This window comes from [Bacillus] selenitireducens MLS10 (assembly GCF_000093085.1).
GTDB classification, from domain to species: Bacteria; Bacillota; Bacilli; order Bacillales; family Salisediminibacteriaceae; genus Salisediminibacterium; species Salisediminibacterium selenitireducens.
The window spans coordinates 1,132,512-1,149,892 of record NC_014219.1; the positions used below are offsets into that span (position 1 = coordinate 1,132,512).

The window sequence follows — 17,381 nt, forward strand, 5'->3', positions numbered from 1 at the left end:
AAGGGAGACCGTGACGATCAAACAGCAGGATGATGCAGATGAGAAAGGATGATGAGTATGCCAGTGATTGACCTCCCGCTTGACGAACTGAAAACATACCGGGGGCGAAGCCCGAAGCCGGTGGATTTTGACGCCTACTGGGAGAGGGCCCTGGCGGAGATGCGGGCGGTGAAGCCCGACGTCCGTCTTGAGAAAGCCGGTTTTCAGACCTCGTTTGCGACCTGTTATGAACTGACTTTTACGGGCGTTCGAGGTGCGCGGATCTCTGCGAAATACATTCGACCGAAGACCGTTGACTCAGGGCGGGCTGTGATCGATTTTCACGGCTATTCCATCAACAACGGGGACTGGACCCCGAAGCTCGGCTATGCCGCAGAAGGTGTGAGCTACATTGCCATGGACGTAAGGGGGCAGGGCGGGAAATCGGAAGACACGGGTGGCGTCAAGGGTCCGACGCTTCGCGGGCAGATCATCCGCGGACTTGACGATCATGAGGATAACCTCCTCTTTCGCCATATCTTTCTCGATGCCGCTCAGCTCGCAGGGATTCTCCTGGATGATGCGCAGTTCGGTATCGATGAACTAATGGCAACGGGATGGTCCCAGGGCGGTGGGCTGACGTTTGCCTGTGCAGCCCTTGAGCCCCGGATTACAAGGCTCGCGTCTGTGTATCCGTTTTTGACCGATTACCGGCGGGTGTGGGAGATGGATCTCGACGTCGGTGCCTATGAGGAACTGCGGCGGTTTTTCCGCTCGTTTGATCCTCTTCACGAGCGGGAGGAAGCGATCTTTACCCGGCTTGGCTATATCGATGTCCAGCACCTCGCAGAACGGATCCGGGGGAACACACTCATGGCGACGGGACTCATCGACACCATTTGTCCCCCATCGACACAGTTCGCCGCGTACAACCGGATTCAGTCGGCAAAAGAACTCGTCGTGTATCCGGACTTTGAACATGAGAATCTCCCGGGTCTCCCGGATCGCATCTTTCAGTTTCTCACCGCGCCATAATCAAAACAAACCGGCTGACCTCAATAAGAGGCGCCGGTTTGTTTTATTTCTCAGTGGCTTTGAGCACGCTGTTCGGCAATGTCTTCCTTCGTCGGTCCCATGATTCCGGGAACGCGGAGGCCTGCCTGTCGCAAGAGGACGGTCATCTGTCCGACGTGATGGGTCTGATGATCGATGATCATGCGGAGAAGCTGGCCTTTGTTCATGTCCTGGCCGGCAAAATGCACGTGATCGGTGAGCATGTCTTCTTTTAAGTGCTGGAGAATGCCGAGTTCAAGGGATTCCGTGGTGTTGTGGTAATGCTTTAACAGCTCTTCGGCCGTCTTTGGCTGTTCTTCAACGGGCGGCGGCTTTACCGGTACTTCGAGCATACGGCCGATGCCAAAAGCGGACTGGGTTAAGTGCCAGGCCAGTGAACCGAGGGTATTATGACCGTCTTCAATCGCCTGGTCCATCGTCTCGTCGGTGATGGTGTCGATCACCTTTTTGGTTCTGTCGACAGATACGAGCCAGTCGAGTCTGAAATCATTGATTTTCCGATACATGCAACAATCACTCCTCTGATAAATTGTCCTTCAACTTCCAATCTATCGGATTTCCCCGGTCATTTCAAAGATTTTCGCTTCCTGAACGCAAAAACATGCGACGGGCATGCGCGAAACAATAAACAGCCGGTTTCAGCCATCATTCAAGACAGATTTTTTGGCAAAACATGTGATACACTGAAAAGAAACACACTTGCGATAAACGAAGGAAGGTGGCACTGCGATGAGACTGACAGGACAATTTTTTCAGGATGTATCGACACCGGAGAAATGGATCAGTGAATTGAATCGGCTTGGCTATTCAGCGTCGGTCTGCCCCGTTGATACAGCGGCGAGCGATTTTGAGCTGATGGCGTTTCGCCAGGCGGCAAAAACCAACGACATACTCATATCGGAAGTGGGAGCCTGGAGCAATCCCATCAGCCCCGATGATCGGATCCGCAAGGCCGCAGTGTCCCACTGCAAAGGACAGCTCGAACTGGCTGAACGGATCGGTGCGCTGTCGTGCGTCAATATTGCCGGGTCTCTCGCGGACAACTGGGACGGACCGCACCCGGATCATTTTCATCCGGATACGTTTACCCTCGTTGTTGACACGGTGCGGGAGATCATCGATGACGTCAAACCCGTAAACGCCAAATACGCGCTGGAGATGTTGCCGTGGATGATTCCTGACGGCAGAGAGAGCTACGAATCCCTCGTGAAGGCCATCGACAGAGAGGCCTTCGGGGTGCATTTTGATCCTGCGAACATGATTCACTCACCCCGGGCGTATTTCAATAATGCCGAACTGATCAAGGATTTTGTCGACAGGCTCGGGCACTTTATCTGCAATGTGCATGTGAGGGACGTGCGCCTTGAGCATGAACTGTCTGTCCACATCAGAGAGACGGTCCCAGGGGACGGCTTTATGGATTACCGGACGTTACTGAAGGAGCTTCACGGGCTCGGACGCGATTTTGCCCTTCGCATGGAACATTTCAAAGAAGAGGAAAGCTACCTGAGCGGCGCGGCTTATATCCGGGGGATTGCAGAAAGGGAAGGCATTGTCATCCGCTGATTATAAGTTGTGGTTTGGATGCCTGCCAAGCTAAAGCGAATGAGAATAGGGGGGCTTGTTTTGATATATGCAATTGAACAGATCAGCCCGCGAGTTCTGAGTGTTGTTTTTCGAGAAGAGATTTCCGAGACCGTTCACGAACAGGTTTTGAGGGTAACAGATCTTTTTCAAGGCCGGTTTCCAGGGTTGATTGAGGATGTGGTGCCGTCCTATCATCAGGTGACACTGTTCTTCACGAAGCCGATGGTCAGTAACGCTCTCAGAGACTGGGTGTACGAAGAGATCAGAAGCGATCTGCATGAACCAGGACAAGAGCCGAAATCAAGGATCATCACCGTCCCTGTCAGCTATGGCGGAACCTTCGGGCCGGATCTTGAAGAAGTGGCCCGGTATCTTCAGCTTCCTTCAGAAGAGGTCATCCGGCTTCATATGAATGCGGACTATACGGTGTATATGCTCGGCTTTTTGCCGGGCTTTCCGTATCTCGGCGGGATGGACCCGGCACTTTCCATACCGAGAAAGACAACGCCGAGGCAGCGCGTTTTTGCAGGAAGTGTCGGGATCGCGGGAGGTCAGACAGGTGTATATCCATCCCCGTCCCCCGGGGGCTGGCAGCTGATTGGCCGGACGCCCCTCAGCCTTGTGGATGTGACAAAGGAAGAACCTTGCCTCTTCAGACCGGGGGACCGGATCCGGTTTGAGGCGATATCGGAAACTGATTTTCAACGACTGAGTGAAGGAGAGTGACGTGCATGCGGGTGGATATCAATGCCGATCTCGGAGAACGCTTTGGCGTCTATGATCTGGGTGACGACGAGGGTCTGATGGACGTGATCACCTCTGCGAACATCGCCTGCGGATTTCATGCCGGCGATTACCGGACAATGGCGGAGACGGTGGCTCTTGCAACGGAGAAAGGAGTCAAAATCGGCGCTCATCCAGGCTATCAGGATCTCATCGGTTTCGGGAGGCGTGCAGTCGCCATGCCGGCAGATGAGATCCATGCTCTGACGGTTTATCAGATCGGGGCCTTGGACGGCTTTTGCCGGGCACACGGGACACAGATTCATCATGTAAAGCCTCATGGTGCGCTTTACAACCTCGCAGCCGTGGACGAAGATGCAGCACGAGCAGTGGTTCGTGCGGTATCTGATGTGGTGCCAAGTGCGGTTCTTGTTGGTCTCGCAGGCAGTGTTCTGGTTAACGAAGGCCGGGCTTCCGGGCTCAGCGTTGCCGAAGAGGTCTTCGCCGACCGTACGTACACCGATGAAGGACAATTAACCCCAAGAACAAAACCGAACGCGGTCCTGACCGATCCTGCTCAGATTAAGCGACAGGTGATGGCGATGATTGAAGAGGGGTTGGTCACCTCAACCGGAGGAAGGCAGATCCCTGTTCAGGCGGATACGATCTGTTTTCACGGTGACGGCAAGGAAGCGACCGCTCTTGCCCGAACAGTCCGGGCTTCTTTAGAGTCCATGGGCATCCGTATTCTTCCTGTGGGAGGCAGGGGATAATGGAGCTGTTTCAAGTTAAAAAAGCCGGAGTGTCGCTCTCTATCCAGGATCAGGGGCGAACCGGATACCGTAATCTTGGCTTTCCCGTAAGCGGGGCACTCGATCCACTAGCAGCAAAATTCGCCAATCATCTTGCAGGCAATCAGCCGTCGGATGCGGTCCTTGAAGTTACGATGGGCAATGTCACGCTCGATGTGCTTGAAACGGCGGAGATTGCCATTACCGGAGCGGATCTCGATTGCAGGATCAATGGGAAAAAGACGGAGATTTGGCAAACCCTCCTCGTGCGCGAGGGTGATGAGCTCTTATTCAAAGGACCTGTTACCGGGATGCGGGTATATATAGCCGTTTCAGGCGGGTTCGAGGGTGAACGAATTCTCGGAAGCCGATCGGTCTGTGAAACAGCGGGAATCGGGTGTCGGTTCACAAAAGGAGACCGGATTGCCACTTGTTACCCGTTGAAAGATGTGAAGAAGCATTCACGGCGGATCATCAGTCCACGGCAGCGTCCGGTGTACGACCGGACCATCTCCCTCGACGTACATCCCGGACGCCATGACGCCCGTTTTACCAGAGAGGCTCTTCGTCTCTTTCAGAGTGGCGTGTTCAGGCTGTCTGCCGGGGACCGGATGGGGGCCGTTTTAAAGGGAGAGGAACCTCTCACGCATCAAAGCGGGGCGGATATTCTCTCAGAGGCGGTGATGCCCGGAACAATCCAGGTGGCACAGGACGGTCAGCCGATGATCCTCCTGATGGATGCCCAGACGACGGGTGGTTACACGTCGATTGGAACGGTAAAGGAAGATGAGTTATGGAAAGTCGCCCAGCTCCAGCCGGGCGGAGCAGTGCAATTTCAGTTTGTGAGAGGCGGTTAAGCGGATGAAGTGGGGCAGAATGCTGTTGTTTTTACTGTTTTTGAGTCTGTATTTACTCGCAATGTGGAATGCAAATCCGTTTCTTCTGATGCGTGAACAGGAACTTGTCTTTATGTGGAATGAAACCCCGAGCTGGCGCACGTTTTTTGAACGGGAGGATCTTCGGGTTATCGATGTCGTGACAGATCCGAATAAGGTGAGCCATATTCTTGGCACTATGACGCTCAGCTTCCTTGCTTTTCACTGGCTCGGCTGGCGCTGGAAAGTCATTACCGTTCTGACGGTATTCGTCATATTCGTCGAGATGGTCCAGCCGTTCTTCGGACGGACGGCGTGGTTTGTCGACGTGTTTTTGAACATCCTCGGTGTCGGACTCGGAACGTTTCTCGTCTGGTACTATCGGAATCGCTGGGAAGTGGTGACGTAAGAAACAGGTAAGGATGAGACAGGGGGAATCACAATGACGGTAAAGGGATACATAACAGATCCGTATAAAACGGACTTTGATGCCACAGTAACAAAGGTCGCAAAGGATGAGGGCGGTACCGTATATCTCGTCTTCGATCAGACGTGGTTCTATCCGGAAGGTGGGGGACAGCCTGCGGACAAGGGTTCGATTTCGGGCTTACCGGTGACAGATGTTCAACTGGAGGACGGAGAGATCCGGCATATGGTTGAAAGAGGTGTTGAGGTGAATGTGGGAGACACGGTCCACTGTAAGCTTGACTGGAACCGGCGATTGGATTATATGCAACAGCACCATGCCCAGCATCTGTTGTCGGCGGTGTTGGATGATCAGTTTGACGCACCGACAGTCAGTGTGCATCTCGGATCCGAGGAGTGCGCCATCGAAGTGACTTGGGACGATCTGACGGAGAGGGAAGTGTTAGAGGCTGTGGATCAGGTGAATACGTGGATCCGGGAGAATCACCTCATAAACACTACGAATGTTACCCGGGAAGAAGCGGATCGTTATCCTCTCAGAAAGACGCCTGCGGTTTCAGGTGACGTGAGGCTCGTCATCGTGGAAGGCATTGATTATAATCCGTGTGGTGGAACGCACCCGTTAAGGACCGGAGAAGTCCAGCTGGTTCATCTGACGGGCATGGAACGGGCACGCGGAGGCCTCAGGATAACGTATCTCGCAGGCGGACGTGCAGTGGCGCGGTTAAGACAGTTCCAGCGGATCACGGATGAAGCATCACGATTACTGAACAGCCCGCCGGAAGGGATCACGGATACCCTTCACAAGCAGATCGACGCCCATCAGCGCCTCGATAAAGAAATGCGATCCCTGAAGGAACAGCTCCTCGAGCAGTTATTTGCAGACTGGCTCAAGGGAGCTGTGAATACGAAGGAAGCGATGGTTCCGTTTATCAAAGAGGATTTCGGCATGAAGGAGCTTCAGAAGCTCTCGGCAAAAGCGGTTCAGGCACTGCCGGACAGGCCGGTTCTGTTTGCCACAGTCAGTAAGGATGACAACGGCGATTCGCATCTGGAGTTCGTCCTTGCAGCAGGTCGTGACTGCGGTGTTGATCTGAAACGGGTTGAAAAGGACGTCTTTGCCCTGATCCAGGGGAAAGGCGGTGGCAGTCCCAAAAAACTGCAGGGTGGCGGTAAAGCAGACCTCTCACTGGAGGCTTTTAAAAGCAGGGTTTCTGACATCCTGAAACAGGATCAATGAAAAAGGGGACTGGTCTCTAACTCGGAACCGGTCCCTTTTGGTGCTCTTTAGCGGTAGCTGATCTGATTCTCATGACAGAAAAAGGCCCTGATCAACTGTTCATTCATCTCTGTTACCGGCTCTTGATAATCACGACGGACCCATTCAGCGATGAGTCCAAAGAGGCTGTAGGACTGCACTTCAACGAAGCGTTCTTTCACGAACCCGTTCAGGTCCTTTACGAGATAATCGAGATCACTTGTGAACATATCGATAAAGAGCTCAATCAGGTGATCGCGAAAACCTGCGAAATTGGGATTTGTCATCACCATGGTAAAGAAACGCCTTTCTTTAAAAATGTAAGAAAAGATCTCCACATCATCAGGCTTGAAGCGATAAGATCCTTCTGCATGCGGCTTGCCATTTACATAAGGTTTTCGGAATGCGTGAATCAGTCCTTCCACTTTTTCCGCTTCAACGGCCCGGATCAAATCCTCTACATTCCGGTAGTGCTGATACAGTGTTCCCCGGCTATAGCCGGCTTCATCAGCAATTTTCGAAAAAGTCAGCTCTGAAACCGGAATGTCTTCACAGAGACTGATGGTCGTCTCATGTATATCCCGTATCGTCCGTATGACCCGCTTGTCCATAATCATTGCCCCTTTCGTTTGCTGTGAATGTGTCATCTACTGAGCATATTCCCTGATTCTGTTCATTATAGTCGCAGAAATGGTGAAGCAGGGAAATCGATTTACAGCATGATAATGTTGGGCGAAGATCAAGTTAAAAATGACTTTTGCATCGTTATAATGACAGAAGGGAGATGATAAATGCCTGAAAATCGCTTATACTAAAGAGACTATATATTGGAAAGAGGTGTTTGGTGATGGCAAAAGATGCATCATTTGATATTGTATCGAAAGTGGATTTTTCGAAAGTGCAAAACGCAGTGGTTATGACGGTGAAAGAAATTACGACCCGCTATGATTTTAAAGGCAGTAAAAGCGACGTGAAGCTTGAGAAAGAGGAACTCGTCCTCGTGTCCGACGATGAATACAAGATGGATCAGTTGAAGGATGTCCTTGTCAACAAACTGATCAAGCAGGAAGTATCATTGAAAAGTCTCGATTACGGCAAGATGGAGGGTGCATCCGGGGGAACGGTCCGTCAGCGTGCGAAGCTTGTTCAAGGCATTGATAAAGACAATGCCAAGAAGATTACGAACCTGATTAAGGAGAAAGGACTGAAGGTGAAAACACAGATTCAGGATGAACAGATCCGTGTAACCGGGAAGAACAAGGATGATTTGCAGAAAGTCATTGCGGCTCTTCGGGAAGCGGATCTTGATCTGCCTCTTCAGTTCACGAATTACCGGTAACGATCAGCTTGATGAGGAATTGCTTTTCGCTTGTCACCCTAATGAGAAGAGGTGGTTTGTTTATGAATAAAGCAATTAAAATGGCAGTGTTGATCGTCTTGTTGTTTCTGATTCCGTCTTTGATCTCAGCTGAAGAAGTGTCGACGGCAGACAAAGGGGGTGTGTACGAGACAGAAGTAAGAGCAACGCTCTATGATAATTCAACGGGAAGTCTCGAAGCCTTAGGATTCCTGGATAGCGGAACGGTATTTAGAGAAAGCGGCCGGCTGGGATCGAACTGGCATATGGTTGCAACGGGCGGTTCACGTTATTTTATTTATAGGGGGGCTACGAAACCATCGGTGGAGACCCCCGAAACCGTCAATCGTGCTGTCGAAAAGAAAGTTATGCTGTCACAGCAGGTGCCGGTGTATTCGGATGCTAAAGAGGAGAAGCGGCTTGGCCTGTTATATCCGGGAAAGGAACTTGATGTACAAGGACAAAATGGTGATTATTTCGTTGTCGAGTTCGCGGGAGTGAAAGGTTATATTGAGGGGGCACTGACGAGCGAAGTGCGCTTGAGTCACCCCGATTATTTCAGGGTACATAACCGTGATACACCAGTTTACAGACAAACTTCCAGTGGACTCGAGGCGGCTGGATATTTAAAAGCTGGTGAAACTTTCAGGATTGCAAGAGATTATGGGGCTAATTGGCACGAAATCAATATGGGTAACTGGAGAGGATATGTATATAAAGGTGCGACATCCTCATCACATCCTGATTTTATGCCTAAACCGGTCCGCTCTGACAGAACTCTTGGGACATTGACTGTCGAAAGGCCGGCCCCGATTTTTGATAATTCAACGGGTTCGCTTCACGAATTTGCAAGAGTGGAGCAAGGGCGCACTTTGACTATTTTGCGTGATTACGGAGCAAATTGGTATGAAGTGAGTTTCGGCGGGCGCATTGGTTATATTAATAAAGCGACGGTTTCGCGTACATTTGCAACGAACGACAGGTTTTTCACAACCGGGACAAACGGCGCTGTTATTTATGACAACCGTTCCGGACAGTTGGAAGCAGTGGGCCGGCTTCTTCCCCATCAGACTTATCACCGCACAAGGGATTACGGAAGAAACTGGCATGAGATTCAGTTTGGCAGTTCGAAAGGATATATTTATAAAGGTGGAACATTCCCGACAACGCAGCAGTATCCGATCGTATCTGGAGGGAGTCCGCTGGTTGAAGTAAGAGCTGACAAAAGAATGACTGTGTATGATTCATCACGAGGGGGACGCACATCGATTGGGACTGTTGAACGGGGTACAGTTTTAAACGTTACTGCAAAAACAGGTCAGTGGTATGAGATTAATTTTGCATCAAAACGCGGCTATATTTATGCCCCGGCAGTTACACCAACAATAAGTAAAGTGATTCAACCGCGCCAAAATTACAGTCATCAGACGATGACACGTGATCTTGAAGTCCTTGAAGCTATGTACCCGAATCTCATTTCTGTAGTGAGTTCAGGGAAGTCGGTCCAGGGACGGGATATCCCCGTTGTCAAACTCGGCAATGGTGACAAGAAAGTCATGTTCAACGGTTCGTTTCACGCCAGAGAGCATATGACGACGAATGTGATGATGAATATGATTGATGAATATGCCCGGGCATATTCCCAAAACAGGACGCTTGGAAGATACAGTCCTTCTGAAATTCTGGACGACGTTTCGATTTGGTTTGTACCCATGGTCAACCCTGATGGCGTGACACTTGTTCAAAGAGGCTCGTCCGGCATGCGCGAATCATCCAGTCTGATTCAATGGAATAACGGAAGCAGAAACTTTACGAGCTGGAAAGCGAATATCAGGGGCGTGGATTTAAACCGTCAGTTCCCAACCTATTGGTCAACCATCAGTAACAATCCGGGAAGGCCGGCACCTCAAAATTATAAAGGCCGTCAACCACTAACGGAACCGGAAGCAATATTCATGTATAACCTTATGAATAAACATAATTTCCTTGCAGTCATGTCCTATCATTCATCGGGAGAAGTGCTCTTCGCACGATCAAGATTGAATGGGGGGATGTCAGAGATGAGCAATTTGATGCGAAACGTAACAGGTTATCCGATCTTGGATTTGACGAGTTCAAGAAGCGGTGGGGGTTATTCAGACTGGATAGCCGTGAGTAAAGGAGTCCCTGCAATTACAGTCGAAATCGCACCATTTACAGGGGCGATGCCTGTACCTCTTCATCAGTGGGACAGGGTTTGGCAGAGAAATCAGCATGCAGGACTGGCTGTGGCAAACCATGTTCGGTAGGGAAAAACGAAGTCTGACAACTGTAAACGCTTTCTATTGATTGGAATGTAATAGAAGTGTTATGATAGAAATTGCACCATAATAAAATAAATAGGAGGTAACAACATGCAAAGTAAACTGGGAAAAAGATTAACCGTTATGCTTTCGTTTGTCTTGGCCATGCTGATGTTCGCAGCAACGCCAATGGCACACGAGCATGGCTTCAGCGATGTGGATGACGATTATACACATGCTGAAGCAATCCGTGCATTGGCCGAAGAGGGGATCCTGCAAGGCTACCCTGACGGCAGCTTCGGTATTCAGGACAATATGGAACGCCAACAGGTGGCCATTGTTCTCTACCGTGCACTCGGACTTGATGTCCCTGAAGACCTGGACAGCACCCTTGAGCGCTATTCAGACGTTTCAGCGAATCATCCTAGAGCCAAAGAAATTGCGGCAGTGACACATGCCGGTATTTTCGAAGGCGGTAATGCAGGCGCGTTTTATCCATACAACACGATCACACGTGAACAGACAGCGAGTGTGCTCGTAAGAGCATTCGAACTCCCTGAGAATGTCCACGGTGGCGATGTTGAGATTTACCTGGACAACGTCAGCGATGCACACGTACAGGATGTACAGACATTCGCGAATCTTGGTCTGACGGACCGTTTTGACGACTATCTGCCACAGAATCCTGTCATCCGTGCGGAGTATGCGTCCTTTACTTATCGTACGATGGCGCTTGACCGCGTGTCGGTTCTGCATACGAATGACCTCCACGGACGGGTTGATCAATACCCGCAAATGATAACAACAGTAAACGAAGCGCGTATGACGCGACCGGATTCATTGCTCCTTGATGCAGGGGATATTTTCTCCGGTACCCTTTATTTTAACGAATTCAGAGGGCAGGCAGCGCTTCACTTCATGAATATGATGGACTATGATGCGTTTGTATTCGGGAACCACGAGTTTGATTTAGGTGACTCCGAAGCAGAATTTGCCCATGAAGATCTTGCGAACTTCGTGCGGGGAGCAAACTTCCCATCACTCGGAGCGAACATGGACTTCTCAGCGCACCCGGAATTTGATGATTTGACAACCAATAAAGACGGTATTACGTACGAAGCCGAAGGCGGCATGATTTATGACGGCATCGTCACAGAGATTGATGGCGAAGAAGTCGGGATCTTCGGGATTAACACGGAAGATACCGTTGATATTTCAAGCACAGTCGATGTACAGTTTGAAGATTTTGCAGAAGCGTCTGAGCGAATGGTATCGCTGTTCGAAGCAGACGGCGTAAACAAGATCATTGCATTGACGCACCTTGGCTTTGAAAGTGACCCAAGCGTCGGAAACGACATGCGTCTTGCCCAGGAAGTTGAAGGCATTGACATCATCGTCGGCGGTCACAGCCATGACTATCTTAATGAGCCGGTTATGGTGACAGAAGATGCGGATGGTAATGAGATCGAACCGACCGTGATCGTCCAGGCCGGTGAATATGGCCGTGCAGTCGGCACACTCGATGTCGTGTTTGACGACGAAGGTGTGATCCATGCATGGAAAGGTGAACTTCTCGATGTGAATGAAAGAGAAGCAGATCCACAGGCCGCAGAAGAACTGATTCCATTTACAGAAGCAGTGGAAGAACTGGCGAACACGCCGGCAGGTTTTTCGGTGAATGAACAGCTTCCGAACCCGCGTCTTGGCGGTGACAGTGAAGTCAGCGTTCGTGCCAATGAGACTGCACTTGGTAACCTGATTGCAGATGCCTATTTGCGTGCCGGACAGAATGCGTATCCTGAAACAGCGATTGCATTCCAGAACGGTGGGGGTATCCGGGCACCGCTTCCGGAAACGGCAGAAGGTGACGGCCCTTATGAAATCACCGTAGGTGATATGATTACCGTTCAGCCATTCGGTAACCGGTTGACGGTGATGGATCTGACGGGTGAAGAAATCATGGAAGTCCTTGAAACAAGTGTGAAAGACTTCCCTGGAGAGAATGGCGGATTCATGCAAGTGGCAGGGATGACGTTCAAGTTTGACAGCGGGCAGGATGCTGGCGAACGCGTTCACTCTGTGATGGTACATGAAGACGGGGAGTATGCGCCGCTTGATATGGACCGTACGTACAAGGTGGCAACAAACAACTTCACGGCAGCTGGCGGAGACGGTTATGACGTCTTGGCGCAGGCATGGGAAGAAACACGTTATTCCATCGTCGGTCAGACTGACTGGGAGATTCTGCGTGATCATGCCCTCGCTCTTGTCGATGAAGTAGGCGAAGTAGCACCAACGATCGAAGGCCGTATTACAGAAGGTCCGGCTGAGGAAGTTGATGTACCGTCCATCATGGATGCCCGTGATAATGAGATTGGTACAGAGGATGTAACCCTTCGTGGTACGGTGACAGCCTATTTTGAACAAGGCGGTCAGACCAATATGTATGTACAAGATGATTCTGCGGCGATCTTGGTTCGCGGGAGCGGTCTTGGCAGCATGTATAATATTGGTGACATGGTTGAATTCACAGGAGAAATTAATCATTTTAGAGACATGATTCAATTGCTCGTTGATGATTCGAGTCTTGTCGAAGCCAATCATGGCATGATCGAGCCTGAGATTGTTGACTCTTCGTTTTTTGAAGGTGATTTAGACGATGTTCAGGGTAAACTGATTGAAATTCAGGATGTTGAAGTGCTTGATAATCCTCAGCATGATGATTTCAATGCAAGAGATGCAGAAGGCGATTTTATTGTACTTGGTTCGCACAGCTCTGTTTCAGAGAATACAGACTATGACGCCATTGTTGGTGTTGTGAACTATCATTTCTTTGATAATAAACTCATGCCGCGAAATGATGATGACTTGATCGAAGATGCTACAGTCACTCAGCCGGCCCGTGCCAATGTAGAATCTGGAGATGTTGCTTCCGGTACGGAAGTAGTGCTCTCTTCGGCAACACGCGATGCAGAGATCTACTACACGCTTGATGGCTCAGATCCGGATGAAAACAGTACACTTTATACAGAGCCTATTGTGATCGACGAAGAAGTAACACTCAAGACTATTGCGATTTCAGATGGACTTGGTGACAGCGTCATTCGTGAATATCAATATGGCATTCTTCCAGAAGCTGGAGAGTTGGAAATTTATGATATTCAGGGTGCGCAGCACGTATCACCATACGTGGATCAGGTTGTAAGATCCGTTCCGGGTATTGTGACGCACACAGAAAACAGCGGTTTCTATTTCCAGTCTGAAGAAAGTGACGGAGATGTGAACACATCCGAAGGGATCTACGTATACCGACCTGGCCACAGTGTCAGCGAAGGAGATCTCGTAGAAGTTGACGGAACTGTTGTTGAATATGAGGAAAATGGTTTTGATGGTAACAATGATTTGACGACTACACAAATTTCTGCGACGTCTGTTTCTGTCGTGTCCGAAGGCAATGATCTTCCCGATCCGGTAGTAATCGGAATTGATCGTGAAATTCCTTCTGTACCGGTCGCGGATTTTGGTAACTATGATCCAGAAAATCCGGATCATTTTGATGCAACTGTCAATGCCATTGACTTCTTTGAAAGTCTTGAAGGCATGCTCGTTGAAGTTCCAGGTCAGGTGACTGTTACCGGTCCTCAGAAATACAATGAGCTGACAGTGATTTCTGAAGAATGGGATCTTGATAACCGTACTGATGCAGGCGGTGTATATCTCGAACAGACTGATCTTGGTGACTTTGCTCCTGAGATGGTTACGGAAGTTCTTTTTGTGAATGTACCAGGCGGTACAACAGCAAAAACAGGTGACTTTTTCGAAGAAGAAATCACCGGTGTTGTTGGCTATAATTTTGGAAACTTCAAAATCGAGCCAATTGATGGCGGTCTGCCTGAGCTTCAAGACGGTGGGCTAGAGCGTCGTGATGAAACGACGATCGAAATGGACGAAGACAAAATGTCCGTTGCCACATATAACGTTGAAAATTTCAGTCCGGAAAGCGATGCTGAAAAAACAGCGAGACTTGCCTATTCAATGGCTGTTGAACTGAATGCGCCAGACGTGATTACCCTCGTTGAGGTCATGGACAACTATGATACAAGAGTTGGTCCAGACACAAGCGCGTCTGAAAGCTATCAGGTACTGATTGATGCGATTTATGATGAAGTAGGCGTTGAATACGCTTATGCAGAGGTCGCTCCTGAGCAGGGACAGGATGGCGGTATCCCGGGCGGTAACATCCGGAATGGTCATCTGTACCGTGTTGACCGTGTTGAATTGGCGGATTCAAGTGTAGGAACATTTGAAGATGCTCTTGAAGTGCAGGAAGACGGCAGCCTGAACTTTGGTACAGGGCTGATCGATCCGCAAAACGATGCATTCAGAAACTCTCGTAAACCGGTTGTCAGTGAGTTTATTTTCAAAGGTGAACCAGTCTTTGTTATTGGTAACCACTGGAATTCCAAGCGTGGAGACATGGCTCCTTACGGCATGGAACAACCGGCCGAACAGGGCAGTCGTGTTCAGCGTATGGAAATTGCAGAAGTCATCGGCGATTTTGTTGGTGATTTAAATGAAGCTCACGGAGACGACGGTGCAAATGTGGTTGTTGTCGGTGACTTTAACGATTATCCATGGTCACCACCAGTAACAGAAATGGCTGAACGTGGCGATCTGCACAATGCGATTTTTGAACTGCCGCGTAATGCGCAGTACACGTACAATTACAATGGGTACTCCCAGTCCCTCGACTCCATTTTAGTAACCGGCAGCCTGACTGCTGAACTTGAAGTCGACTCCATGAATATCAACTCTGACTTTATGGAAGTACATGGGCGTGCGAGTGACCACGATCCAATGATGGTTCAATTCAGTGTCCCTGATATTGATCCTGATTATGAGATTGTTCCTGGTCCGAGCATTTCATTTGATGATGCAGATTTGAATGACAATCGTCGAATTGAATTGACTGTCGGAGATGACTTCGACTATCCTGCAGTTTCTGCAGAAGATCATGAAGGAACTGATTTAGAGGTTACGCGTTCCGGTGATGATGTTGATGTAGATCAGCCGGGTGTGTATACGGTTGTTTATACTGCTGAAGATGCCAACGGTAAGACAGCAACACTTCGATTGACTGTTGAAGTCATTGCGGACTTTGACCGTGACGATATGAGTGTTGCAGAAGCGATCACTTATAACAGCGGTGAAGCGACTGTCAGAGGGTATATTGTTGGTTCAATCAATGGCAGCCCTGTACTGTCCGCAGATGGCAATCACTCAGGCACGAATATTCTGATTGCTGATTCTGCTGATGAAACAGAACGCTCAAATATGCTGCCTGTACAGCTTCCTCAAAACCAGGTCAGAACGGACCTGAACCTGCAAGATAACATTGATTTGCTGGGTGTTGAGGTCATGGTTACCGGTTCTTTATCGGCTTATTTCAGTCAACCGGGCATGAGAGATACGTCTGACTACACGATCACAGGTGACGTTCCTGAAGAACCTGAAACAGATTATGACGAAATGAGTATTGCTGATTTCCGTGATCTGAATGAAGGTGAGAGCGGGAAGATTGAGGGTATTGTTACAACAGTCCCAGGTTCGTGGGGTGGCGATCGTTTTGCTATTCAGGACGAAACAGGCGGGATTTATGTCGATATCGAAAGCCATGATTTCGAAATGGGCGACCGTGTAAGTATCAGCGGTGACTTGGATATCTTTAATGACGAACTTCAAGTCGATGCCAAGGCATCGGAACTGATCGAAGCCGATCAGGAAGTTCCGGCACCGCGTGTTGAATTGATGAGTGATGTAACAAAGAGTGACGAAGGTCAGATTCTCACATTTGAGAATGTGGAAATTACCGAATATGATGTCGTGAACAATTTTGGCACATTTGAATTTACAGCTGTTTCCGGTGACGACTCGTTTTTAATCCGTGTTGACAACCGTACAGGTGTTGAAGCTGATAATTTTGATTTTGAAGAAGGCGATATAATCGATGTGACGGGACTTGTTGCTGAATTTAGAGGCACACTTCAGCTCAAGCCGCGATTCGCAGATGATTTCGCAGCAGCTGAATAATCAAACAGTTTAAAATGAGGCGCAGGGGATTCGTTCCCTTGCGTCTTTTTTGATTCAAAGCATAAACATTTACGGATTAATGCCGATATAATGAACGAATATCAACAAAGGCCTTGAAAGATTCAGGTTTCTCTTGAATCAGAAGGAAATTTTTATTAAACTTAATGTAGAGTGACAGAGGAGGTAAAGTGATGCGCAGAAAAGCTTTATTGATGGTTATGCTCTTAGTAGGCGCAATATTTGCAGGAAGCATTGCTGTTATGGCGAATAATGGTTCTGACGATTTCCCGGATTTACCAAGAGATCACCGGGTGGGCCCTGCCGTATACGCACTGGTTGACCAGGAGATTATTTCCGGTTTTCCTGATGGTACATTCCGTTTTCAGGATAATATCACCCGGGGAGATGCTGCAGTGATGATTGCAAGGGCATTGAGTTATGAAGATCTCAATAATCCGAATGTAACATTTGAAGATCCATTTGTGGATATTCCAACAACAGACCGTTATTTTAATGCCGCTAACTGGCTGAAAGAACAGCAAATCACAGGCGGATATCCAGATGGAACATTTGCACCACGGGATACGATTACCCGTGCTGAAATGGCAGTCATTCTGTCTCGTGCATTTGCTCTTGAGAAAACAAGTGATACATACTCTTTCTCAGATCGTGGTGGCAGTACGCAGGATTTTGTACAGGCACTTTACGATCAGGGCATTACGGAGGGTATAGGCGGAGGCCGTTTCGGTTCTGATGACAATATCACACGAGGTGACTTCTCTGTATTCGTACACAGAAGCATGGGTTCTGGAGATGTGACACCACCAGAAGATGATGATGCTGAAGAGCCTGAGGAATTCAGAGTTGTTGATATTTACTGATTACATGCAAACAGTCGGACATTTGTCCGGCTGTTTTTTTATTAGGCTCTGGTAAAGT

13 protein-coding genes are annotated in these 17,381 nt (G+C 49.2%); 11 read left to right on the forward strand and 2 right to left on the reverse strand.

The features are described 5' to 3' along the window. The first annotated feature begins 57 nt into the window (after positions 1-57). The gene (locus BSEL_RS05075; protein WP_013171926.1) at positions 58-1,014 is read left to right on the forward strand and encodes an acetylxylan esterase; all 957 of its coding nucleotides are present in this window, start codon (positions 58-60) and stop codon (positions 1,012-1,014) included. A 50-nt stretch (positions 1,015-1,064) separates the two neighbouring features. Here BSEL_RS05075 and BSEL_RS05080 read toward each other — a convergent pair whose 3' ends face one another. Then, complete coding sequence (locus BSEL_RS05080; protein ID WP_013171927.1) at positions 1,065-1,559, reverse strand: DinB family protein; 495 nt, start codon at positions 1,557-1,559, stop codon at positions 1,065-1,067. A gap of 223 nt (positions 1,560-1,782) precedes the next feature. Between BSEL_RS05080 and BSEL_RS05085 the strand changes: the two genes are divergently transcribed. Genes BSEL_RS05085 through BSEL_RS05110 form a run of 6 tightly spaced genes read left to right on the forward strand, consistent with a single transcriptional unit; the run spans position 1,783 to position 6,695 of the window. Then, positions 1,783-2,619 carry a sugar phosphate isomerase/epimerase family protein gene (locus BSEL_RS05085; protein ID WP_013171928.1) on the forward strand — a complete coding sequence of 279 codons (837 nt, stop codon included), beginning with the start codon at positions 1,783-1,785 and terminating at the stop codon, positions 2,617-2,619. A gap of 60 nt (positions 2,620-2,679) precedes the next feature. Continuing rightward, positions 2,680-3,366 (forward strand): 5-oxoprolinase subunit PxpB, encoded by a 687-nt coding sequence (pxpB, locus tag BSEL_RS05090; protein ID WP_013171929.1) that lies wholly within the window; start codon positions 2,680-2,682, stop codon positions 3,364-3,366. 5 nt (positions 3,367-3,371) lie between these two features. Beyond that, on the forward strand, positions 3,372-4,136 hold the full coding sequence (locus BSEL_RS05095; RefSeq protein WP_013171930.1) for a LamB/YcsF family protein: 765 nt from the start codon (positions 3,372-3,374) through the stop codon (positions 4,134-4,136). Then, on the forward strand, positions 4,136-5,011 hold the full coding sequence (locus BSEL_RS05100) for a 5-oxoprolinase subunit C family protein (protein WP_013171931.1): 876 nt from the start codon (positions 4,136-4,138) through the stop codon (positions 5,009-5,011). The genes BSEL_RS05095 and BSEL_RS05100 overlap by 1 nt, the downstream gene beginning before the upstream one ends. A gap of 4 nt (positions 5,012-5,015) precedes the next feature. Continuing rightward, on the forward strand, positions 5,016-5,438 hold the full coding sequence (locus BSEL_RS05105; RefSeq protein ID WP_013171932.1) for a VanZ family protein: 423 nt from the start codon (positions 5,016-5,018) through the stop codon (positions 5,436-5,438). A gap of 33 nt (positions 5,439-5,471) precedes the next feature. Next, positions 5,472-6,695, forward strand: a complete 1,224-nt coding sequence (locus BSEL_RS05110; protein ID WP_013171933.1) for an alanyl-tRNA editing protein — start codon at positions 5,472-5,474, stop codon at positions 6,693-6,695. 47 nt (positions 6,696-6,742) lie between these two features. On the opposite strand, the gene BSEL_RS05115 is transcribed toward BSEL_RS05110, so the two are convergent. Continuing rightward, positions 6,743-7,324 (reverse strand): TetR/AcrR family transcriptional regulator, encoded by a 582-nt coding sequence (locus BSEL_RS05115; RefSeq protein WP_013171934.1) that lies wholly within the window; start codon positions 7,322-7,324, stop codon positions 6,743-6,745. 236 nt (positions 7,325-7,560) lie between these two features. On the opposite strand from BSEL_RS05115, the gene BSEL_RS05120 reads away from it, so the two are divergent. The 4 genes from BSEL_RS05120 (at position 7,561) to BSEL_RS05140 (ending at position 17,323) form a co-directional block, all read left to right on the forward strand. After that, a complete protein-coding gene (locus BSEL_RS05120; RefSeq protein WP_013171935.1) occupies positions 7,561-8,052 on the forward strand; it encodes a YajQ family cyclic di-GMP-binding protein in 492 nt (163 codons plus the stop codon). Between the two features lie 62 nt (positions 8,053-8,114). Further along, positions 8,115-10,358 (forward strand): M14 family zinc carboxypeptidase, encoded by a 2,244-nt coding sequence (locus BSEL_RS17000; RefSeq protein WP_013171936.1) that lies wholly within the window; start codon positions 8,115-8,117, stop codon positions 10,356-10,358. Positions 10,359-10,463: 105 nt separating this feature from the next. After that, positions 10,464-16,442 (forward strand): 5'-nucleotidase C-terminal domain-containing protein, encoded by a 5,979-nt coding sequence (locus tag BSEL_RS17005; RefSeq protein WP_013171937.1) that lies wholly within the window; start codon positions 10,464-10,466, stop codon positions 16,440-16,442. A gap of 191 nt (positions 16,443-16,633) precedes the next feature. Further along, positions 16,634-17,323: an S-layer homology domain-containing protein gene (locus BSEL_RS05140; protein ID WP_013171938.1), complete on the forward strand. Its 690-nt coding sequence runs from the start codon at positions 16,634-16,636 to the stop codon at positions 17,321-17,323. The last annotated feature ends 58 nt before the right edge of the window (positions 17,324-17,381 follow it).